The organism is Mycobacterium sp. M23085 (assembly GCF_045343915.1).
Lineage (GTDB): Bacteria > Actinomycetota > Actinomycetes > Mycobacteriales > Mycobacteriaceae > Mycobacterium.
Map to the genome: position 1 here is coordinate 3,431,424 of NZ_CP174280.1, position 23,256 is coordinate 3,454,679.

A 23,256-nucleotide genomic window follows, 5' to 3' on the forward strand; every position below is an offset into this window, starting at 1 on the left:
CACTGGCGGGATTCACACAAAGTCGATGGTACGAGTGGTGAACGTGTTACTAGAGTGGTGATATTGAATCGTGAGGCAATTGCGACCCCGACTGTGATCGCGGATCCCAGGCGCCGCAACGGCCGTCATCACAGGCCCGACGCCGCAGCATGGCCTCGCCAAATGGGTTAGGGCCACGCGGTCGGATACCCTAAGCAACCGATGACCGCTCGTTTCGATCTTTTCGTCGTCGGCTCTGGATTCTTCGGACTGACCATTGCCGAGCGCGTGGCTACCCAGCTCGGGAAGCGCGTCCTCGTCGTGGACCGCCGCCCGCACATCGGTGGCAACGCCTACTCAGAGGCCGAGCCGCACACCGGCATCGAGGTGCACAAGTATGGTGCCCACCTGTTCCACACCTCCAACAAGCGGGTCTGGGACTACGTACGGCAGTTCACCGACTTCACCGATTACCGGCACCGCGTTTTCGCGATGCACAACGGGCAGGCCTACCAGTTCCCGATGGGCTTGGGGCTGGTGTCGCAGTTCTTCGGCAAGTACTTCACCCCGGACGAGGCCCGCAAGCTCATCGCCGAGCAGGCCGCCGAGATCGACACGGCCGACGCGCAGAACCTCGAGGAGAAGGCGATCTCGCTGATCGGCCGACCGCTCTACGAGGCCTTCGTCAAGGGCTACACCGCCAAGCAGTGGCAGACCGACCCCAAGGAGCTGCCGGCCGCCAACATCACCCGGCTGCCGGTGCGCTACACCTTCGACAACCGTTACTTCAGCGACACCTACGAGGGCCTGCCGGTCGACGGCTACACCGCCTGGCTGCGCAACATGGCCGCCGACGACCGCATCGAGGTCAGGCTGGACACCGACTGGTTCGACGTGCGCGACCAGTTGCGCGCGGACAGTCCCGACGCGCCGGTCGTCTACACCGGGCCACTGGATCGCTACTTCGACTACGCCGAGGGCCGGCTGGGCTGGCGCACCCTCGACTTCGACCTGGAAGTGCTGCCCATCGGGGATTTCCAGGGCACCCCGGTGATGAACTACAACGACCCCGACGTGCCCTACACCCGCATCCACGAGTTCCGTCACTTCCACACCGAGCGCGACTATCCGGCCGACAAGACCGTGATCATGCGGGAGTACTCGCGCTTCGCCGAAGACGACGACGAGCCCTACTACCCGATCAACACCGAGGCCGACCGGGCCCTGTTGGCCGCCTATCGAGCGCGGGCCAAAGCCGAAACCGCGTCTTCCAAGGTGCTGTTCGGTGGCCGGCTGGGCACCTACCAGTACCTGGATATGCACATGGCCATCGCCAGCGCCTTGAACATGTATGACAACGTGCTCGCGCCGCACCTGCGGGACGGCACATCCCTGACGGAAGCCCAGAACAAAGAGGAAGGCGCGCGCTAATGACTGCCGTGAGCCTGCTGTCCCGGATCATCCTGCCGCGTCCCGGCGAGCCGCTCGACGTGCGCAAGCTGTATCTCGAGGAGTCGACGACCAACGCCCGGCGCGCGCACGCGACCAGCCGCACGTCGCTGGAGATCGGCAAAGAGTCCGAGGTGTCGTTCGCGACATACTTCAACGCGTTCCCGGCCAGCTACTGGCGGCGCTGGTCCATCTGTCAGTCGGTGGTGCTGCGGGTGGAGCTGACCGGAACCGGACGCGTCGACGTGTACCGGACGAAGGCCACCGGGGTGCGGATCTCGGTGGAAGGCCGCCAATTCGTCGGCACCGAGGAGCAACCGGCCATCGTCGAGATCGAGGTGGCGCTCAAGCCGTTCGAGGACGGCGGCTGGATCTGGTTCGACATCACCACCGACACCGCGGTCCACCTCATCAGCGGCGGCTGGTACGCCACCGAGCCCGCCCCGGGAACCGCCAACATCGCCGTCGGCATCCCCACGTTCAACCGCCCCGCCGACTGCGTCAACGCGCTGGCCGACCTCACCGCGGACCCGTTGGTGGACAAGGTGATTGGTGCCGTCATCGTCCCGGACCAGGGTGTGCGCAAGGTGCGCGACCACCCGGACTTCGCGGCGGCGGCCGCGGGACTGGGCGACCGGCTGTCCATCCACGACCAGCCCAACCTCGGCGGCTCCGGCGGCTACAGCCGGGTGATGTACGAGGCGCTGAAAAACACCGACTGCCAACAGATCCTGTTTATGGACGACGACATTCGCATCGAACCGGACACCATCCTGCGGGTGCTGGCGCTCAACCGGTTCGCCAAGACGCCGACGCTGATCGGCGGGCAGATGCTCAACCTGCAGGAGCCGTCGCACCTGCACATCATGGGCGAGGTGGTCAACCAGGCGAACTTCATGTGGACCGCCGCACCGCACGCCGAGTACGACCACAACTTCGCCGAATTTCCGTTGAACGACAAGAACGATCGGAGCGCTTTGCTGCACCGGCGCATCGACGTCGACTTCAACGGCTGGTGGACGTGCATGATCCCGCGCCAGGTCGCCGAAGAACTGGGACAGCCGCTGCCGCTGTTCATCAAGTGGGACGACGCCGAATACGGTCTGCGCGCCGGCGAGCACGGCTATCCGACGGTGACGCTGCCCGGCGCCGCGATCTGGCACATGGCCTGGAGCGACAAGGATGACGCGATCGACTGGCAGGCCTACTTCCACTTGCGCAACCGGTTAGTGGTGGCGGCACTGCACTGGGACGGCGACATCACCGGACTGGTCCGCAGCCACCTCAAGGCGACACTGAAACACCTTGCCTGCCTGGAGTATTCGACGGTCGCGATTCAGAACAGGGCCATCGACGACTTCCTCGCCGGCCCGGAGCACATCTTCTCGATCCTGGAATCGGGTCTGCCCGAAGTGCATCGGCTGCGCAAGGAGTACCCGGACGCCGTGGTGTTGCCGGCGGCCAGCGAATTGCCGGCGCCGTCGCACAAGACCAAGGCGATGAAGCCGCCGGTGAACCCGGTGTCGATCAGCTACCGGCTGGCCCGCGGCATCCTGCACAACATGACCAAGGCCGACACCGAATCCCATACCCGGCCCGAGTTCAACGTGCCGACCCAGGACGCGCGCTGGTTCCGGCTGTGCACGGTCGATGGCGTGACGGTCACCACGGCCGACGGCTGCGGCGTGGTCTACCGGCAGCGGGACCGGCGAAAGATGTTCTCGCTGTTGTTCGCATCGCTGCGCGGGCAGCGCCAGCTGCTGAACCGGTTCGACGAGATGCGGCGGGTGTACCGCGACGCGCTGCCCGTGTTGTCCAGCAAGCAGAAGTGGGAGACGGCGTTGCTTCCAGCAAGCGCGCGGTGCCCCCAGCCAGCTGCAGAACATGCCTGAGGCCGCTGCAGCAGAGCCGCCGGGCGGCGAGGTGGCCGCGCTGGTCGCCGTCCAGGCGGCATTGAGCGATCGTCCCGGGGTGCTGCCCGCGGCGCGCGCACTGTCGCACTTCGGTGAGCACAGCTTCGGCTGGGTGGCCGTCGCCGCGCTCGGAGCGGTGCTTTTTCCGAAGCGGCGCCTCGACTGGCTGGTGGCCGGGGCGGGGGCGTTCGCCGCACACGCAGCTGCCGTGATCGTCAAGCGGATCGTGCGCCGCAAGCGACCGCACGACCCCGCCGTCGCGGTGAACGTCGGCACCCCCAGCCAACTGAGTTTCCCATCCGCACATGCCACTTCGACCACCGCCGCGGCCATCCTGATGGGCAACACAACCGGACTGCCGCTGCCCGCGGTCCTGGTGCCGCCGATGGCGTTGTCTCGGATGCTGCTGGGAGTGCACTATCCCAGCGATGTGGCCTTCGGCATCGCCCTGGGTGCCGTCGTTGCGGCGATCGCGCGCCGCGCACGAGAGGTGTGGCTGGATGAGTGAGGACGTCGTGACCCGACCGCCGGGCAACCTGGTCAGCGGGGTGATCAAGGCGATCCGCCCCCGCCAGTGGGTGAAGAACGTGTTGGTCCTGGCCGCACCGGTGGCCGGGCTGGGCAGCGGCATCCGGTACGACTACGGACAGATGCTCAGCCACGTTGGGTATGCGTTCGTGGTGTTCAGCCTGGCGGCGTCGTCGATCTATCTGATCAACGATGTGCGTGATGTCGAGGCCGACCGCGAACACCCCACCAAGCGATTCCGCCCGATCGCGGCGGGCGTGGTGCCGGCGTGGCTGGCCTATGTCGTTGCGGTGCTGCTGGGCGTGGCCGCACTGGGCATTTCATGGACGGTGACGCCGAACCTGGCGCTGGTGATGGCCGTCTACCTCGGCATGCAGCTGGCGTACTGCTTCGGCCTCAAACACCAAGCGGTGCTTGACATTTGCATCGTGTCCTCGGCGTATCTGCTTCGCGCCATCGCGGGCGGTGTGGCAGCCGAGATCCCGCTCTCACAATGGTTTCTGCTCTCGGCGGCGTTCGCGTCGCTGTTCATGGTGGCCGGCAAGCGCTATGCGGAATTGCAGTTGGCCGAGCGCACCGGCGCGGCGATTCGCAAGTCGCTGGAGAGCTACACCAGCACGTACCTGCGATTTGTGTGGACGCTGTCGGCCACCGCGGTGGTGATGTGCTACGGCCTGTGGGCGTTCGAGCGCGGCCACCACTCGGGATCCTGGTACGCGGTCTCCATGGTCCCGTTTACCATCGCCATCCTGCGCTATGCGGTCGACGTGGACGGCGGGCTGGCCGGCGAACCCGAAGACATCGCGCTGCGCGACCGGGTGCTGCAGCTGTTGTTCCTGGCGTGGATCGCGACAGTCGGAGCCGCCGTTGCCTTCGGTTAGCCCCGAACTGCAGGCTCTCAAAGCGCGCATGATGCGCAGCCGGCCGGTGATCAGGCGGCCCGGCTGGCCGGTGTTTCCGTACACCACCATGGTGCGGGTCAGCCTCTATATCAGCGTGGCGGTGGTCGCCGTCCTGTTCGGCTGGGGGAGTTGGCAGCGGCGGTGGATCGCCGACGACGGGCTGATCGTGCTGCGCACGGTGCGCAATCTGCTCGCCGGCAACGGACCGGTGTTCAACCAGGGTGAACGGGTGGAGGCCAACACCTCCACGGCCTGGACCTACCTGATGTATGTCGGCAGCTGGGTCGGCGGCCCGCTGCGGATGGAATACGTGGCGCTCGCGCTCGCGCTGACGCTCTCGGTGGTGGGTGTCGCACTGCTGATGCTGGGTGCCGCGCGGCTGTATGCGCCGAGCTTGCGGGGCCGCAAGGCCGTCATGTTGCCCGCCGGCGCGCTGGTGTACATCGCGCTGCCCCCGGCGCGTGACTTCGCCACGTCCGGGCTGGAGAGCGGTTTGGCGCTGGCCTACCTCGGGCTGCTGTGGTGGATGATGGTGTGCTGGGCGCAGCCGGTGCGCAACCGCGCGGATAACAAGGTGTTCGCCGGCGCCCTGGCGTTCGTCGCCGGGTTCAGCGTGCTGGTCCGGCCGGAGCTGGCGCTCATGGGTGGACTGGCGCTGATCATGATGCTGGTCGCGGCGCGGACCTGGCGCCGCCGGGTGCTGGTCGTGGTGGCCGGGGGTTTCCTGCCGGTCGGCTACGAGATCTTCCGGATGGGTTACTACGGCCTGCTGGTGCCCGGTACCGCGCTGGCCAAGGACGCGGCCGGGGACAAGTGGTCCCAGGGCATGATCTACCTCTTCAACTTCGACGCGCCGTATGCGGTGTGGATCCCCCTGGTGCTTCTGGTGCCGCTGGGCGTGCTGCTGTTCGCCGCCCGCCGGCGGCCGTCGTTTCTGCGCCCCGCGCTGGCGCCCAAGTACGGGCGGCTGGCCCGCGCCGTGCACAGCCCGCCCGCGGTGGTGGCGTGGGTGATGGTCAGCGGACTGCTGCAGGCCCTGTACTGGATCCGGCAAGGCGGCGACTTCATGCATGCCCGGGTGTTGCTTGCCCCGCTGTTTTGCCTGTTGGCGCCCGTCGCCGTGATCCCGATCGCCGTGCCCGACGGCCAGGACTATTCGCGGGAGACCGGGAACTGGGTCGCCGGCGCGGCCGGCGCCTTGTGGCTGGGGCTGGCCGGATGGGCGCTATGGGCGGCGAATTCACCGGGGATGGGCGACGACGCCACCCACGTCACCTACTCCGGGATCGTTGACGAGCGCCGCTTCTACGCCCAGGCCACCGGCCACGCGCATCCGCTGACCGCCGCGGACTACCTGGGGTATCCGCGGATGGCGGCCATCTTGACCGCCCTCAACAACACTCCCGACGGGGCGCTGCTGCTGCCGTCGGGCAATTACATCCAATGGGACCTGGTGCCGCAGGCCCCGCCGGCGCCGGGCGACAAATCCCCGCAACGGCCCCAGCATGCGGTGTTTTTCACCAACCTCGGCATGGTGGGCATGAATGTCGGGCTCGACGTCAGGGTGATCGATCAGATCGGCTTGGCGAATCCGCTTGCGCAACACACCGAACGGCTCAAGCACGGCCGCATCGGGCACGACAAGAACCTCTTTCCCGATTGGGTGATCGCCGATGGCCCCTGGGTGAAGGTGCCGCCGGGAATCCCGGGCTATCTGGATCAGCAGTGGGTCGCGGAGGCCGTCTCGGCGCTGCAGTGCCCCGATACCAAGGCGGTGCTCAGCTCGGTGCGCGCCCCGATGACCCCGCACCGATTCCTGTCCAACCTGGTGAATTCCTTCCGGTTCACCGGGTACCGGATCGACCGTGTGCCGCGCTATGAACTCGCGCGGTGTGGGCTGCCGGTGCCGCCGGAGGCGCCGCCCCCGCCGCGTGAGTAAGCGTCGCGCAGAAGAAATTTCGGCACCCGCCGAACAAATCACACTGCGCCGGTCACGAAAAAATGGCAGCAACATCACTTTTGGCCTCTCACCAGGTGGCAATGGCCATCAAGCACATGTGAAATCGGTACCTTTTAAACACATGTTTTACTTGAAAAGCGCTGGGTACGAGGGCCGCTCGACGGTTGGCGGCCACGCCTCGATGCGACCGAATGGCACAACGTGTGGTTGACTACACGGGCACTCCTGCGCATTTGGGAACGCGCAGGTAGTTCGACCAATCAAGAAAGTGGCCGGTCGGTGAAATGCGCCGAGGCTGCAAGAAGGATGAGGAAGCAAGGATGACGCTTGTCGACAGATTGCGCGGCGCCGTGGCGGGTATGCCGCGCCGGCTCGTCGTGGCGGCCGCTGGTGCGGCGCTGCTCTCGGGCCTGATTGGCGCCGTCGGAGGCTCGGCGACCGCCGGGGCATTCTCGCGCCCGGGTCTGCCGGTGGAGTACCTGCAGGTGCCGTCCGCCGGAATGGGCCGCGACATCAAGGTCCAGTTCCAAAGCGGTGGCCCGAACTCGCCCGCGTTGTACCTGCTCGACGGTATGCGTGCGCAGGACGACTTCAACGGCTGGGACATCAACACCCCGGCGTTCGAGTGGTACAACCAGTCCGGTATCTCGACGGTCATGCCCGTCGGTGGCCAGTCCAGCTTCTACTCCGACTGGTACAAGCCCGCCTGCGGGAAGGCCGGCTGCGTCACCTACAAGTGGGAGACCTTCCTGACCAGCGAGCTGCCCGCTTACCTGGAGAGCCAGAAGCAGGTCAAGTCGACCGGCAGCGCCGTGGTCGGCCTGTCGATGGCCGGTTCGTCGGCGCTGATCCTGGCCGCCTACCACCCGCAGCAGTTCATCTACGCCGGTTCGCTGTCGGCGCTGCTGGACCCGTCGCAGGGCATGGGCCCGTCGCTGATCGGCCTGGCCATGGGCGACGCCGGTGGCTACAAGGCCGCCGACATGTGGGGTCCGAAGGACGACCCGGCCTGGGCGCGCAACGACCCCTCGCTGCAGGTCGGCAAGCTGGTCGCCAACAACACGCGGATCTGGGTGTACTGCGGTAACGGCAAGCCGTCCGACCTGGGTGGTGACAACCTGCCCGCGAAGTTCCTCGAGGGCTTCGTGCGGACCAGCAACCTGAAGTTCCAGGAGGCCTACAACGGGGCCGGTGGCCACAACGCGGTGTGGAACTTCGACGCCAACGGCACCCACGACTGGCCCTACTGGGGCGCGCAGCTGCAGGCGATGAAGCCTGATCTGCAGTCGGTGCTGGGCGCCACCCCGGGGGCGGGTCCGGCCACGGCCGCCGCCACTAACGCCGGCAACGGCCAGGGCACCTAACCACGCCAAGCAGTTACGACCAGCGGCGGGAACCCTTCGGGGTTCCCGCCGCTCGTCGTTAGCGGCGTGTGTGACGTGTTTCACTACCCGGCGCGCGGGGGAACTACGGCCCTGGCTAATGTGCTTGCAGCGACTACACGATGGAGGGTGCATATGACGGTCGTGCGGGGTATGTCGGCGCTTTTCCGGGTGTTCTGCGTAGCCGTGCTGGCCGTCGGGTTGGCCTTCACGCTGCAGACCGCCGCCACCCTCGGCAAAGCCAGGGCGGCGGGCTACGAAAGCCTGATGGTTCCGTCGGCGGCGATGGGCCGCGACATTCCGGTGGCCTTCATGGCCGGCGGCCCGCACGCGGTCTACCTGCTCGACGCCTTCAACGCGGCCCCCGACGTCAGCAACTGGGTCACCGCCGGTAACGCGATGAACACGCTGGCCGGTAAGGGCATCTCGGTGGTGGCCCCGGCCGGCGGCGCCTGGAGCATGTACACCAACTGGGAGCAGGACGGCAGCAAGCAGTGGGACACCTTCCTGTCCAGCGAGCTGCCCGACTGGCTGGCCGCCAACAAGGGCTTGGCGCCCGGTGGCCACGCCGCCGTCGGCGCCTCGCAGGGCGGCTATGCCGCGATGGCGCTGGCCTGCTTCCATCCCGACCGCTTCGGCTTCGCCGGCTCGCTGTCCGGGTTCCTCTACCCGTCGAGCACCAACTACAACGGCGCGATACTGGCCGGCCTCCAGCAGTTCGGCGGCGTCGACGGCAACGGCATGTGGGGCGCCCCGCAGCTGGGCCGGTGGAAGTGGCACGACCCCTACGTGCACGCCTCGCTGCTGGCGCAGAACAACACCCGCGTCTGGGTCTACAGCCCGACCAACATGGGCGGTGACGACGCCGCGATGATCGGCCAGGCCGGCGCGGCGATGGGCAGCTCGCGGGAGTTCTATCAGCAGTACCGCAGCAACGGCGGGCACAACGGCCACTTCGATTTCCCCGGCGGCGGCGACAACGGCTGGGGTTCGTGGTCGGGGCAGCTCGGCGCGATGTCGGGCGACATCGTCGGCGCCATCCGCTAGCGCCGATCGCAAGCGCGGTGAAGCCGGGCGCAGTGGGTCGGCGCCATCCGCTAGCGCCGATCGCAAGCGCGGTGAAGCCGGGCGCAGTGGGTCGGCGCCATCCGCTAGCGCCGATCACAAGCGCGGTGACTTCGGGCTAGCGCCGATCGCCAGCCCGACGGAGCCGGGCGCCCGAGCCGGTACCGTGTAGGAGGCGCAGCAGGGGTCGGGAGGACCGCCCAGCTGCGATCCACCGAGTCTGCTGGCAGGAGAACATGGCTACAAGCGCGCGGCGTAAACGGCAACGCACCCTCGCCTGGATCGCCGCACTGTCAGTCGCCGCCGTCGTCCTGTTGGGCATCCTGGCCGCGGTGACGCTGTTGCGCGGGCACCAATCGGAGCCCAGCGCGGTGCCGTCCGGAGTCCTGCCACCGCCGTCGACCACCACGCACCCGCACAAGCCGCGACCCGCGTCTCAGGATGCGTCGTGCCCCGACGTGCTGCTGGTCAACGTTCCCGGCACCTGGGAGTCCGCGGCGCAGGACGACCCCGCCAACCCCATCCAATTTCCCAACGCGCTGCTGCACAAAGTGACCGCTACCCTCACCCAGCAGTTCCCGTCGTCGCGGCTGCAGGCCTACACCACCCCGTACACCGCGCAGTTCCACAACCCGCTCAGCGGCGACACGCAGATGTCCTACAACGCCAGCCGGGCCGAGGGCACCCGCGCGACGGTGCAGGCGATGACCGACATGAACACCAAGTGCCCGCTGACCAGTTACGTGTTGATGGGCTTTTCGCAGGGCGCGGTGATCGCGGGTGACATCGCCAGCGACATCGGCAATGGCCGCGGACCCGTCGACGACGACTTGGTGTTGGGTGTGACATTGATCGCTGACGGTCGTCGCCAGATGGGGGTGGGCAACGACATCGGGCCCAACCCGCCGGGGCAGGGCGCCGAGGTCACGCTGCACGAGGTGCCCATCCTGTCCGGGATGGGGCTGACCATGACCGGTGCGCGTCCCGGCGGCTTTGGCGACCTCAACGGCAAGACCAATGAGATCTGCGCGCCGGGCGACCTGATCTGCGCCGCCCCGCAGGAGGCGTTCAGCATCGCCAACCTGCCGGCCACGCTGAACACCTTGGCCGGCGGTGCCGGTCAGCCGGTCCACGCCCTGTACGCGACGACGCAGTGCTGGAGCATCGACGGGGAACCGGCGACCGACTGGACGCTCAACTGGGCTCACGGTCTGATCGCGAATGCGCCACAACCGAAACACGGATGATCTCCGACGGTGGGACACAAGCCCTCAGGTGGCGGTCGCCGATGCCGATCAGCGGTACCTTGTGATTTGGTCTGCCGTAGGCAGCCCCGTAACATTAAGAGGAATTTAAGAGCTATCGGACCTTTGTCGCGCACGTGGGTCGGGGTCGATGCTGGCTGGGGCCGGCACATCGCCGCGTTGCCCAGGGGGTGCCGTGCGAGGTCCGGCGCGCGCGTAGACATGTACCGTCGGCCGAGCCGACTGAAGAACGAAGCCGTCGGCGGAGCCGACCTAGGAACAAAGAGTCGGCCGAGCCGACCGAACACAGGTGTGACAGGAGAGCGGCATGGTGTACCACAACCCGTTCATCGTGAATGGAAAAATCAAGTTCCCGGACAACACGAACTTGGTCAAGCACGTTGAGAAATGGGCCAGGGTTCGCGGCGATAAGCTCGCCTACCGCTTCCTGGACTTCTCCACCGAACGCGACGGCGTCGCCTGCGACATCTCCTGGTCGGAGTTCAGCGCCCGCAACCGCGCGGTGGCCGCCCGGCTGCAGCAAGTCACCCACCCCGACGATCGCGTCGCCGTGCTCTGTCCGCAGAACCTGGACTACCTGATCGCGCTCTTCGGCGCGCTGTACGCCGGCCGGATCGCGGTGCCGCTGTTCGACCCGAGCGAGCCGGGACACGTCGGCCGCCTGCACGCCGTGCTCGACGACTGCACCCCGTCGACGATCCTGACCACCACCGAGGCCGCCGAGGGCGTCCGCAAGTTCATCCGCGCCCGGTCGGCCAAGGAGCGCCCCCGCGTCATCGCCGTCGACGCGGTACCCAACGAGGTCGCCTCCACCTGGGAGCCGCCCGAGGCCGACGAGAACACCATCGCCTACCTGCAGTACACCTCCGGCTCCACCCGCACCCCGACCGGTGTGGCGATCACCCACCTGAACCTGCCCACCAACGTGCTGCAGGTGCTCAATGGGCTGGAAGGCAAGGAGGCCGACCGCGGCCTGTCCTGGCTGCCGTTCTTCCACGACATGGGGTTGATCACCGCGCTGCTGTCACCGGTGATCGGCCACAACTTCACCTTCATGACGCCGGCCGCCTTCGTGCGCCGGCCCGGCCGGTGGATCCGCGAGATGGCGCGCAAGCCCGAGGACGCCCCGGACTGCGAGGTCATCACCGTCGCGCCGAACTTCGCGTTCGAGCACGCCGCGGTGCGCGGTGTGCCCAAAGAGGGTGAGCCGCCGCTGGATCTGAGCAACGTCAAGGCGATCCTCAACGGCAGCGAGCCGGTGTCCCCGGCGTCGATGCGCAAGTTCTACGAGGCGTTCGCCCCCTATGGTCTGCGTGAGACCGCGATCAAGCCGTCCTACGGCCTGGCCGAGGCGACGCTGTTCGTCTCCACCACGCCGATGGACCAGGCCCCCACCGTCATCCACGTCGACCGCGACGAGCTGAACAAGCAGCGCTTCGTCGAGGTGCCCGCCGATTCGCCGAAGGCCGTTCCGCAGGTTTCGGCCGGCGTCATCGGCGTCGACGAGTGGGCCGTCATCGTCGACCCGGAGACCGCCAGCGAGCTGCCGGACGGTCAGATCGGCGAGATCTGGCTGCACGGCAACAACCTGGGCATCGGCTACTGGGGCAAGGAAGAAGAGACCAACGAGGTCTTCCGCAACATCCTCAAGTCGCGGATCAGCCAGTCGCACGCCGAGGGTGCCCCCGACGACGGCATGTGGGTCAAGACCGGCGACTACGGCACCTACCACGAGGGCCACCTCTACATCGCGGGCCGCATCAAGGACCTGGTCATCATCGACGGCCGCAACCACTACCCGCAGGACCTCGAGTACTCGGCGCAGGAAGCCAACAAGGCGCTGCGCACCGGTTACGTCGCCGCCTTCTCGGTGCCGGCCAACCAGCTGCCGAAGGAAGTGTTCGACAACCCGCACACCGGCATCAAGTACGACCCCGACGACACCTCCGAGCAGCTGGTGATCGTCGCCGAGCGCGCCGCCGGGTCGCACAAGCTGGACTACCAGCCCATCGCCGACGACATCCGGGCCGCGATCGCCGTGCGCCACGGCGTCACCGTCCGCGACCTGCTGCTGGTGCAGGCGGGCTCGATTCCGCGTACCTCCAGCGGCAAGATCGGGCACCGCGCCTGCCGCGCGGCCTACCTGGACGGCAGTCTGCGAAGCGGCGTCGGTTCCCCGACGGCCTTCGCCAGCTCCACCGACTGAATCTCTAAGGACCATGGCTGACACTGAGCACCCCGAAAACCAGACCCCGGGCCCTGACGGGGAGGTGCCCGCCACGCCACCCGCCAAGAAGACCGATTTGACCGTGCCCGAGATGCGCGAGTGGCTGCGCAACTGGGTGGGCCGGGCCGTCGGGAAATCGCCCGACGACATCGACGAGTCGGTGCCGATGGTCGAGCTGGGCCTGGCGTCGCGCGACGCCGTGGCCATGGCCGCCGACATCGAGGACCTGACCGGTGTCACCCTGTCCGTCGCGGTGGCCTTCCAGCACCCGACCATCGAGTCGCTGGCCACCCGCATCATCGAGGGTGAGCCCGAGGTGGCCGACGAGGAGCTCGACAGCGCCGACTGGACCCGCACCGGCCCGGCCGAGCGCGTCGACATCGCCATCGTGGGCCTGTCGACCCGGTTGCCCGGCGACATGAACTCCCCCGACGACACCTGGGCGGCGCTGATGGAGGGCCGCGACGCCATCACCGATCTGCCCGAGGGCCGCTGGTCGGAATTCCTCGAGGAACCGCGCATCGCCCAGCGCGTCGGCACCGCGCGCACCCGGGGCGGCTACCTCAAGGACATCAAGGGCTTCGACTCCGAGTTCTTCGCGGTCGCCAAGACCGAGGCCGACAACATCGACCCGCAGCAGCGGATGGCGCTGGAGCTCACCTGGGAGGCGCTCGAGCACGCCCGCATCCCGGCATCGAGCCTGCGCGGCGAGGCCGTCGGCGTGTACGTCGGCTTCTCCAACAACGACTACCAATTTCTGGCGGTGTCCGACCCCACGGTCGCGCACCCGTATGCGATCACCGGAACGGCCAGCTCCATCATCGCCAACCGGGTGTCCTACTTCTACGACTTCCGCGGCCCGTCGGTGGCGCTGGACACCGCCTGCTCGAGTTCGCTGGTCGCGACGCATCAGGCGGTGCAGGCGCTGCGTAACGGCGAGTGCGACGTGGCGATCGCCGGTGGCGTCAACGCGCTGCTGACCCCGTTGGTGACGCTCGGTTTCGACGAGATCGGCGCGGTGCTGGCCCCCGACGGCCGGATCAAGTCGTTCTCGTCGGACGCCGACGGCTACACCCGTTCCGAGGGTGGCGGCATGTTCGTGCTCAAGCGGGTTGACGACGCCCGCCGCGACGGCGACCAGATCCTGGCCGTCATCGCCGGCAGCGCGGTCAACCACGACGGCCGGTCCAACGGCCTGATCGCCCCCAACCAGGACGCCCAAACCGAGGTGTTGCGCCGGGCCTACAAGGACGCCGGGATCGATCCGCGAACCGTCGACTACATCGAGGCGCACGGCACCGGCACCGTCCTGGGTGACCCGATCGAGGCCGAGGCGCTGGGCCGGGTCGTCGGGCGCGGCCGGCCGGCCGACCGCCCGGCGTTGCTGGGCGCGGTGAAAACCAATGTGGGACACCTGGAGTCGGCCGCCGGTGCGGCGAGCCTGGCGAAGGTGGTGTTGGCGTTGCAGCACGACAAGCTGCCGCCGTCGATCAACTTCGCCGGCCCGAGTCCCTACATCGACTTCGACGGCATGCGCCTGAAAGTCGTTGACAGTGCCAGCGATTGGCCGCGCTACGGCGGCTACGCACTGGCCGGGGTGTCCAGTTTCGGCTTCGGTGGCGCCAACGCGCACCTGGTGGTGCGCGAGGTGCTGCCCCGCGACGTCGTAGAAAAAGACGCGCGCGAACCCGAACCGCAGCCCGCGGCCGGTGAGCCGGCCGCCGACGCGGCCGAGGCGCCCACCCTGGAAAGCCACTCGCTGCGGTTCGACGACTTCGGCAACATCATCCCCGACCCTTCCGAGGCGGCCGAGCCGGACTACGAGCTGCCGGGTGTCACCGACGAGGCGCTGCGCCTCAAGGCGATCGCGCTGGAAGAGCTTGCCGCACAAGAGGAATCGGAACCGACCAAGCCGCTGATCCCGCTCGCGGTGTCGGCGTTTTTGACGTCGCGCAAGAAGGCCGCGGCCGCCGAGCTCGCGGACTGGATGGAAAGCCCGGAAGGGCAGGCGTCGTCGCTGGAATCCATCGGTCGGTCGCTGTCGCGGCGCAACCACGGCCGCTCGCGTGCGGTGGTGCTGGCCCACGACCACGAAGAGGCCATCAAGGGCCTGCGCGCGATCGCCGAAGGCAAGCAGCGACCCAACGTGTTCAGCACCGACGGACCGGTGACCAGCGGCCCGGTGTGGGCGATGGCCGGCTTCGGTGCCCAGCACCGCAAGATGGGCAAGAGCCTGTATCTGCGCAACGAGGTCTTCGCCGAGTGGATCGAGAAGGTCGACGCGCTGATCCAGGACGAGCGCGGTTACTCGGTGCTCGAGCTGATCCTCGACGACTCGCACGAGTACGGCATCGAAACCAGCAACGTCGTCATCTTCGCGATCCAGATCGCGCTCGGCGAGCTGCTCAAACACCACGGCGCCAAACCCGCCGCGGTGATTGGCCAGTCGCTCGGTGAGCCCGCATCGGCGTACTTCGCCGGCGGCCTGTCGCTGGCCGACGCGGCCCGCGTGATCGCGTCCCGCTCGCACCTGATGGGCGAGGGCGAGGCGATGCTGTTCGGCGAGTACATCCGGTTCATGGCGCTCGTCGAGTACTCCGCCGACGAGCTCAAGACGGTGTTCGCCGACTTCCCGGGCCTGGAGGTGTGCGTCTACGCCGCGCCCAGCCAGTCCGTGATCGGTGGTCCGCCCGAGCAGATCGACGCGATCGTCGCCCGTGCCGAGGCCGAGGGCCGCTTCGCCCGCAAGCTGCAGACCAAGGGGGCTGGCCACACGTCGCAGATGGACCCGCTGCTCGGTGAGTTCGCCGCCGAGCTGCAGGGCATCCAGCCGCTGAGCCCGACCGTCGGCATCTTCTCCACGGTGCACGAGGGCAGCTACATCAAGCCCGGTGGCGAGCCGATCCACGATGTCGCCTACTGGGTCAAGGGGATGCGGCATTCGGTCTACTTCACCCACGGCGTGCGCAACGCCGTCGACAGCGGTTACACCACCTTCCTGGAGCTCGCGCCCAACCCCGTGGCGCTGATGCAGATCGGGCTGACCACCGCCGCCGCGGGTCTTCATGACGCGCAACTGATTCCGACGCTGGCCAAAAAGCAGGACGATGTCGAGTCGATGATCTCGGCGATGGCGCAGCTCTACGTGCACGGCCACGACCTGGACATCCGCACCCTGTTCAGCCGCGCCAAGGGGCCCGACGATTACGCGAACATTCCGCTGACGAAGTTCAAGCGCAAAGAGCACTGGCTGGACGTGCATTTCTCCGGCGACGGCTCGGTGATCATGCCGGGGACCCACGTCGCGTTGCCGGACGGGCGCCACGTCTGGGAGTACGCGCCGCGCAACGGCGAGACGGACCTGGCCGCACTGGTGAGATCGGCCGCGGCCCAGGTGCTTTCGGATGCCCAACTGGTGGCCTCCGAACAGCGCGCGGTGCCCGGCGCGGGCGCCCGGCTGGTCACCACGATGACCCGGCACCCCGGCGGCGCCTCGGTGCAGGTGCACGCCCGCATCGACGAGTCCTTCACCCTGGTCTACGACGCGCTGGTGTCGCGGGCCGGCCAGAGTGTGGCCGCGTTGCCGACCGCGGTGGGCGCCGGGGTGGCCATTGCCGCGCCGACCACGACCGCCGCGGTTGAGGCGCCCGAGGCGCCGGCCGAGGAGGCCGACGCCGAGACGCTGTCGGACAGCCTGACCAACCGCTACCTGCCGTCCAGCGTGGGCCGATGGACACCCGATTCCGGCGAGACCGTCGGCGAGCGGCTGGGCCTGATCGTCTCGGCCGCAATGGGTTACGAGCCCGAGGACCTGCCGTGGGAGGTGCCGCTGATCGAGCTCGGCCTGGACTCGCTGATGGCGGTGCGGATCAAGAACCGCGTCGAATACGACTTCGACCTGCCGCCCATCCAGTTGACCGCCGTGCGCGACGCCAATCTTTACGCCATCGAGAAGCTGATCGAGTACGCGATCGAGCACCGCGACGAGGTCCAGCAGCTGCACGAGCACCAGAAGACGTTGACGCCCGAGGAGATCGCCAAGGAGCAGGCCCAGCTGCTCAGCGGGGCAACGCCGACAACGGCCGCCGCACCCGCGCCGGACCCGCAGGCCGAGCCCGAGACTCAGCCGTCACCAACGCCGTCGGACGCGGCGATCCCGCCGCCACCGACGGATCCGTCCGGCCCGAAGGGCGCGGCGACCAACGGCGCCAAGCCGGATCTGGCCGGAGCGCTCAGCCAGGAGGCGGTGGCCAAGGCGCTGAATTCCGATGTGCCGCCGCGTGATGCCGCCGAGCGGGTCACCTTCGCCACCTGGGCGATCGTCACCGGCAAGTCGCCGGGCGGCATCTTCAACCCGCTGCCCAAGCTTGACGAGGACACCGCGGCCAAGATGGCGGAGCGGCTCTCCGAGCGCGCCGACGGCGCCGTCACCGCCGAGGACGTCCTGACGTCGGACACCATCGAGGCGCTGGCGGAGAAGGTCCGTCAGTACCTGGAGGCCGGGCAGATCGACGGCTTCGTCCGCACCCTGCGGGCGCGCCCCGAGGGCAGCGCCAAACCGGCGGTGTTCGTGTTCCACCCGGCCGGCGGTTCGACCGTGGTCTACGAGCCGCTGCTGAAACGATTGCCGGCGGACACCCCGATGTACGGGTTCGAGCGCGTGGAGGGCACCGTTCAGGAACGGGCCGCCCAGTACGTGCCGAAGCTGCTGGAGATGAACGCGGGCAAGCCGTTCATCCTGGCCGGATGGTCGCTGGGCGGCGCGCTGGCCTATGCCTGCGCGATCGGTTTGAAGCGGGCGGGTGAAGACGTGCGCTTCGTCGGGATGATCGACACGGTGCGCGCCGGCGAGGAGATCCCGCAGACGCAGGAGGAGACCCGCAAGCGCTGGGACCGGTACGCGAGGTTCGCCGAGCGGACCTTCAATGTGGAGATTCCCGCGATCCCCTACGAGCAGCTCGAAGAGCTCGACGACGAGGGGCAGGTCAAGTTCGTGCTGGACATCGTCCAGCAGAGCGGCGTGCAGATCCCGGGCGGCATCGTCGAGCACCAGCGGACGTCCTACCTGGACAACCGCGCCCTCGAAACCGTTCAGATCGAGCCGTACGACGGCCACGTGACCCTCTACATGGCCGATCGCTACCACGACGACGTCATCGAGTTCGAGCCGCGATACGCGATCCGCCAGCCCGACGGCGGCTGGGGTGAGTACGTGGCCGACCTCGAGGTGGTGCCGATCGGTGGCGAGCACATTCAGGCGATCGACGAACCGATCATCGGCAAGGTCGGTGCTCACCTCTCCGACGTGCTGCATAAGGTGGAGGCCGAAACCAGTCAGACGAGTGAGGTAGGCAAGTAGTGACGGAGATGGCGCCCGCCCCCATCCAGCACACCACCGCCGAGAAACTGGCGGAGCTGTACCGCCGCCTGGAACTGGCTAAAGAGCCCGGCGGTGAGAAGGCCGTCGCCAAGCGCGACAAGAAGGGCATCCCCAGCGCCCGCGCCCGCATCCACGCGCTGGTCGACCCGGGCACCTTCCTGGAGATCGGCGCGCTGGCCAAGACGCCGAACGACCCGAACGCGCTCTACGGCGACGGGTGCGTCACCGGGCACGGCATGATCGACGGCCGGCCGGTCGGGGTGTTCTCCCACGACCAGACCGTGTTCCAGGGCACGGTGGGCGAGATGTTCGGCCGCAAGGTTGCCCGGCTGATGGAGTGGTGCGCGATGGTCGGCTGTCCGATCATCGGCATTCAGGACTCGGGCGGCGCGCGGATCCAGGATGCCGTGACCTCGCTGGCGTGGTACGCCGAACTGGGCCGCCGCCACGAGGCGCTGTCCGGGCTGGTGCCGCAGATCTCCCTGATCTTCGGCAAATGCGCTGGGGGAGCGGTGTATTCGCCGATCCAGGACGACCTGCTGGTCTCGGTGCGCGATCAGGGCTACTTCTTCGTCACCGGGCCGGACGTGATCCGCGAGGTCACTGGCGAGGACGTCACCCTCGACGAGCTCGGTGGCTCCGACGCGCAGGCCCGCTACGGCAACATCCACCAGGTGGTGAACTCCGAGGCCGAGGCGTTCCAGTACGTGCGCGACTTCCTGTCGTTCCTGCCGTCGAGCGCCGTCAGCGAGCCGCCGATCATCAACCCCGGCCTGGAGCCCGAGACGACCCCGACCGATCTGGAGCTCGATTCGATCGTGCCGGATTCGGACAACATGGCCTACGACATGCACGAGATCCTGCTGCGGATCTTCGACGACGGCGACTTCCTCGAGGTGGCCGCGCAGCACGGGCCGGCCATCATCACCGGGTTCGCCCGCGTCGACGGGCGCCCGGTCGGCGTGATCGCCAACCAGCCCATGCACCTGTCCGGGTCGATCGACAACGAGGCCTCCGACAAGGCGGCGCGCTTCATCCGGTTCTGCGACGCGTTCAACACCCCACTCGTTTTCGTGGTGGACACGCCCGGCTTCCTGCCGGGCGCCGAGCAGGAGAAGAACGGCATCATCAAGCGCGGCGGCCGGTTCCTGTACTCGGTCGTCGAGGCCGACGTGCCGAAGGTGACCATCACGGTCCGCAAGTCCTACGGCGGCGCGTACGCCGTGATGGGGTCGCGGCAGTTGACCGCCGACTTCAACTTCGCCTGGCCGACCGCGCGCATCGCGGTGATCGGCGCCGAGGGGGCGGCGCAGCTGCTGATGAAGCGGTTCCCCGACCCCACCACGCCCGAGGCGCAGCAGATCAAGAAGGACTTCATCGAGGGCTACAACCTCAACATGGCGATCCCGTGGACCGCCGCAGAGCGCGGCTTCATCGACGCGGTCATCGACCCGCACGAGACCCGGCTGCTGCTGCGCAAGTCGCTGAAGCTGCTGCGGGAAAAGCAGCTGTGGTTCCGCACCGCCCGCAAGCACGGGTTGATCCCGGTCTAGGTTCGTCTGCTATCGCACGTGATATCAGGTGCGGCCGCTATCCCGTCGGCGTGCCCGATTGCCGGTTTGCTTTCGCGGGACCCAATCCGGCCCTTCCAAAACATCCGGGAGGAGCCAATACAGCACGGCGAAACTGATCGCCGCCAGCACGCCGTGCAACACGATGTCGCGCGCCTCGAAGCCGAGCGGGCCCGGCGCATGGTGTGCCGCGGCGACCGCGCCGATGATCACCAGGGCCGCGAACACCACCGTGCAGAGCGCGGTCGCGGCGATCGCCGCGTGCCGCTGGACGACCCCGATCACGGCGAGCGCACCGAGCCCCGCCAACAGCGCGCTGTGCCAAGGCGTCAACGCGAGCCACAGGACGGGGGCGCCGGTGGGCGGGGCGTGCGGATGGAATGCGGCGGAGACGAAGCCGGCAACACCCAGGCCGATCAGCAGCACGCCGTCGGCCAACAGGTACCACCGGCCGCTGCGGAAATGGCTCGGCTTTCGGCTGACCAGGCGCAGCCCGGACGTCGAACTACCCATGGGACCCCTGGTGATGGGCGACATTGCTCAGCCCTCCAGACCTGACCGACAGCCATGCATCTGGACGTAGGCGTACCCGCTCCGCCGGCCCGCCCGCGCTCTCCAGGAGATTCCCAGCGACGTCCCAGTTGGCCGGATGTCGGCCGGTGGAACCCCGCGGTCAGTCCTAGCCCGTGAACGCGCCGTCGACCAGCTCCTCGAAGCGCTCCAGCGCCTCGTCGGAGTCGTCGTCGATCCCGCGCAGCGCCCCGCGATCGGCGAGATGGCGCTGCGCGTAGAGCGACGCGACGAGCGCCTTGCGCTCGCCACCGCGCTCGGCCCGCTCCCAGGCCGCCTGCTCGATGAGCAACGCACCGGCATAGACGTCGCCCATGAACTGGGCCAGCGGGAACAGCCGCGCCTCGGCCACCTCCCTGTCGAGCTTGGTCCACGCGGTGATCGCCGTGTCCAGATCCTCGATCCGGCCGGCGACCAGCCGGGTGGCTTCACCGTCGTCGGCGACCGACACCGCGTCGCGCAGCCGCGCCAGGAGCGTCTCGTGTGCGCGCGTCTGCTCGATCCCCCGTCGTACATCCAGGCACAGGATGTTGTCCGGGCCCTCCCAGATGGTGTTCACCTGCGCGTCGCGCAGCAGCCGCGCCACCGGCCACGTCTCGATATAGCCGTTGCCACCGTGGATTTCGATCGCATCCGAGGCCGCGGTGATCCCCAGCCGGCACACCTTGAGCTTGGTCACCGGCACGGCGATGCGTTGCCGCATGCTGCGCGGCTGACGATGGTTGGTGGCCCCGGTGCCGTCGAATACCAGCGCCTGCGCGGCCTCGACGTCGACGATCAGTTCGGCGAGCTTGCGCCGCATCAGCGGCTTGTCGATGAGCGCACCGCCGAACGCCCGGCGTTGCCGGGCATAACACAGCGATTCAACGAGCGCGCGGCGGGCGTTACCCAGCCCGAACAGGGCGATGCCCAGCCGGGCGGCGTTGGTCAGCTCCATCATGCGTCCCAGCCCCTTGCCGTCTGACGGCCCCGCGGTGTCATCGGTGGGCTCGCCGGACAGCAGAAACGCTTCGGCGTCGACGAATTCGACCTCACCCGAGGCCACCGACCGGGTGCCCAGCTTGTCCTTCAGCCGCCGGACCCGCACCCCGTTGCGCGAGCCGTCCCGACGGGTGCGCAGCACCAGGAAGTTGGCGACGCCCCGCGAAGAGTCCGGTGCGCCTTCGGGTTTCGCCAGGACGACGAACGCCTCCCCGGCGCAGTTGGACGCGAACCACTTGAAGCCGTTCAACAACCACGCGTCCCCATCGCGGGTCGCGGTGGTCTCCAGCGCGCCCAGATCGGAGCCGCCGGTGCGTTCGGTCAGCAGCTGCGCCGTCTCGCCGGCCCACTCGCCGGAGGCGAATTTGGCCAGCACATGCTCGGCGACGTCGGGCGGCGCGTAGGCGGCCACCAGCGACTGGACCATGCCGCCGCCGGTGCCCAGCGCGCAGCCCATGCCGATATCGGCCTGGTTGAGCAGGTAGTTCGACGCGAACATGGGCAGCGACGAGCTCATCTTCGCCTCGCGCGCCTCCGTTCGCAGCGCCTGCTGGGCGTCTAGGACGGCCCGCTTGGACTGCGTGAACGAGGCCGGCATGACCACCTCGCTGATGTCGTGACCCCACCGGTCATAGCGGTGCAACTGCGGCGGGTTGCGATCCGTCTCTTCGGCCCACCGCGCCACCGGGCCGCCCATCAGCTCACCGATGCGCGTCAAGTGGCGTTCGGCCAGCTCCAGTTCGTCGGGCTTGAGGTAGTAGGCCATGGTGAACTGCAGCGTGGGATCGGTGAGGTACCAATTTAGCCCCACGGCCCCGCGGTAGTTCTCCGTCGCATAGCGCTGCGCCTTCTCGTCAGTGGAAAACGGCAGCCGGTCCACCGCCTCTACGGCGTAGTCGCTCATGGGTCAGACGGTACGCGCCGAGCGAATCGTCCCGCGGTAACGCGTAGCGGGCGGTCCGTAGGTGTGTCAGCTCGGCTGGGCGGTGAGGAAAATCAGCCGGAAATTGCCGACCTGCAGCACGTCACCGTGGGCCAGCACCGCGGCGTCGACGGCTGCGCGGTTGACGTAGGTGCCGTTGAGGCTGCCGAGATCGACGACGCGGAATTCACCGTTGTCGCCGTGGAATTCGGCATGCCTGCGGCTGACCGTGATGTCGTCGAGGAAGATGTCGCTGTCGGGATGCCGCCCGGCGGTCATCACCGGTTGGTTCAACACGAACTTCGCCCCGACGTTGGGGCCTCGCTTCACCACGAGCATCGCCGAGCCGCGGGCCAGGGTCGCCGCTTCGGCGGCCGCCGACGAGGTGTCGATTTCGTCGCGGATGTCGGCACGCAGTGCCGAACCGATGTCGCCGGTGGCTTCATCCGGCGCGATTGGTTGCTGGCTTGTCTCCCCGTATGGCGCCGACACCGCTCCCTTTCATCAGGTCCTCGTGGCTACCTCCATCGCAGCACGTGACGTGAGCGTCAAGATAGGGACCGAAGCCCCTGCTTGGGCTCCGCGGTCGTGTCAATCGGCGTGCCGGCGATGGCTATGCCCTCACCGGCACCACGAACTCGGACGTGTAGAACTCCGCCGGGTTCTGCGAGTTTGCATTCGGCCGTTCGATAATCACCCACACGCCGGTGGTGCCCGGCCGAATGGCGTCAGCAACGGTCGCCGTTGCGGTTCCCGCGCCGTCGGTGACCATGCCGGTAAAAGCGGTGCCCGGATCCCCGGGCCCACACGTCGACGAGGACGGACGGGGTTCTTCAATGAGGCCGACGTCGAAATGCGTGCCCGGTTCGGGGCCGTCGACCAGGTGCACCTCCGCGACGGCACGCGACCCACTGGTACGGACGACGGCCGAGGCGTCACCGAGCATCGGGCCGGGCACCTTGGGGGCGATGCTGACCTTGCTGAAATCGCAACGCCGCAGATAGTTGTCGAAAACGACGGTGGTACCGCCGCCTTCGGCGGTGGCGGTACCGATGGCGGCACTCGCCGCCGGAACGATCAGAACGGTCAGAACGGCCGTACAGCCGCCCAGGCGTGTCAGCGGGTGCATAGGGCCACCTATTCCGTCATGTGAAATGGATCA

General features: G+C 68.0%; 15 protein-coding genes. 11 read left to right on the top strand and 4 right to left on the bottom strand.

Translation table 11 applies throughout. From position 1 onward, the window contains the following. Nucleotides 1-201 precede the first annotated feature (201 nt). The 11 genes from glf (at nt 202) to ACIUM1_RS15955 (ending at nt 19,603) form a co-directional block, all read left to right on the top strand. Nucleotides 202-1,410 carry a UDP-galactopyranose mutase gene (gene glf, locus ACIUM1_RS15905; protein ID WP_406813618.1) on the top strand — a complete coding sequence of 403 codons (1,209 nt, stop codon included), beginning with the start codon at nt 202-204 and terminating at the stop codon, nt 1,408-1,410. Then, nucleotides 1,410-3,320 carry a glycosyltransferase gene (locus ACIUM1_RS15910; protein ID WP_406813619.1) on the top strand — a complete coding sequence of 637 codons (1,911 nt, stop codon included), beginning with the start codon at nt 1,410-1,412 and terminating at the stop codon, nt 3,318-3,320. The genes glf and ACIUM1_RS15910 overlap by 1 nt, the downstream gene beginning before the upstream one ends. Beyond that, a complete protein-coding gene (locus ACIUM1_RS15915; RefSeq protein ID WP_406813620.1) occupies nt 3,313-3,849 on the top strand; it encodes a phosphatase PAP2 family protein in 537 nt (178 codons plus the stop codon). Before ACIUM1_RS15910 ends, ACIUM1_RS15915 begins: the two co-directional genes overlap by 8 nt. Next, nucleotides 3,842-4,750, top strand: coding sequence for a decaprenyl-phosphate phosphoribosyltransferase (locus tag ACIUM1_RS15920; protein ID WP_406813621.1), 909 nt, complete (start codon nt 3,842-3,844; stop codon nt 4,748-4,750). Before ACIUM1_RS15915 ends, ACIUM1_RS15920 begins: the two co-directional genes overlap by 8 nt. Continuing rightward, the gene (gene aftB, locus ACIUM1_RS15925; RefSeq protein ID WP_406813622.1) at nt 4,737-6,710 is read left to right on the top strand and encodes a terminal beta-(1->2)-arabinofuranosyltransferase; all 1,974 of its coding nucleotides are present in this window, start codon (nt 4,737-4,739) and stop codon (nt 6,708-6,710) included. Before ACIUM1_RS15920 ends, aftB begins: the two co-directional genes overlap by 14 nt. Nucleotides 6,711-7,051: 341 nt before the next feature. Continuing rightward, complete coding sequence (gene ag85A / locus ACIUM1_RS15930) at nt 7,052-8,095, top strand: diacylglycerol acyltransferase/mycolyltransferase Ag85A (RefSeq protein WP_406813623.1); 1,044 nt, start codon at nt 7,052-7,054, stop codon at nt 8,093-8,095. 162 nt (nt 8,096-8,257) lie between these two features. Then, entirely contained in the window at nt 8,258-9,160 is a 903-nt protein-coding gene (locus tag ACIUM1_RS15935; RefSeq protein ID WP_406817700.1) for an esterase family protein, read from the top strand. Nucleotides 9,161-9,414: 254 nt separating this feature from the next. Beyond that, a complete protein-coding gene (locus ACIUM1_RS15940) occupies nt 9,415-10,425 on the top strand; it encodes a cutinase family protein (RefSeq protein WP_406813624.1) in 1,011 nt (336 codons plus the stop codon). Nucleotides 10,426-10,750: 325 nt separating this feature from the next. After that, nucleotides 10,751-12,649: a long-chain-fatty-acid--AMP ligase FadD32 gene (fadD32, locus tag ACIUM1_RS15945; protein ID WP_406813625.1), complete on the top strand. Its 1,899-nt coding sequence runs from the start codon at nt 10,751-10,753 to the stop codon at nt 12,647-12,649. A gap of 13 nt (nt 12,650-12,662) precedes the next feature. After that, on the top strand, nt 12,663-18,029 hold the full coding sequence (gene pks13 / locus ACIUM1_RS15950; protein WP_406813626.1) for a polyketide synthase Pks13: 5,367 nt from the start codon (nt 12,663-12,665) through the stop codon (nt 18,027-18,029). An 8-nt stretch (nt 18,030-18,037) separates the two neighbouring features. Next, nucleotides 18,038-19,603: an acyl-CoA carboxylase subunit beta gene (locus tag ACIUM1_RS15955; protein ID WP_406817701.1), complete on the top strand. Its 1,566-nt coding sequence runs from the start codon at nt 18,038-18,040 to the stop codon at nt 19,601-19,603. Between the two features lie 24 nt (nt 19,604-19,627). Here the strand turns inward: ACIUM1_RS15955 and ACIUM1_RS15960 are convergent, their stop codons facing one another. From ACIUM1_RS15960 to ACIUM1_RS15975, 4 genes are all read right to left on the bottom strand, one after another. Beyond that, nucleotides 19,628-20,134, bottom strand: coding sequence for a DUF4383 domain-containing protein (locus tag ACIUM1_RS15960; protein WP_406813627.1), 507 nt, complete (start codon nt 20,132-20,134; stop codon nt 19,628-19,630). A gap of 166 nt (nt 20,135-20,300) precedes the next feature. Further along, nucleotides 20,301-22,076, bottom strand: coding sequence for an acyl-CoA dehydrogenase family protein (locus tag ACIUM1_RS15965; RefSeq protein ID WP_406813628.1), 1,776 nt, complete (start codon nt 22,074-22,076; stop codon nt 20,301-20,303). A gap of 66 nt (nt 22,077-22,142) precedes the next feature. Continuing rightward, nucleotides 22,143-22,586, bottom strand: a complete 444-nt coding sequence (locus ACIUM1_RS15970) for an FHA domain-containing protein (RefSeq protein WP_406813629.1) — start codon at nt 22,584-22,586, stop codon at nt 22,143-22,145. Nucleotides 22,587-22,707: 121 nt separating this feature from the next. After that, nucleotides 22,708-23,223, bottom strand: a complete 516-nt coding sequence (locus ACIUM1_RS15975; RefSeq protein WP_406813630.1) for a hypothetical protein — start codon at nt 23,221-23,223, stop codon at nt 22,708-22,710. Nucleotides 23,224-23,256: the final 33 nt, after the last annotated feature.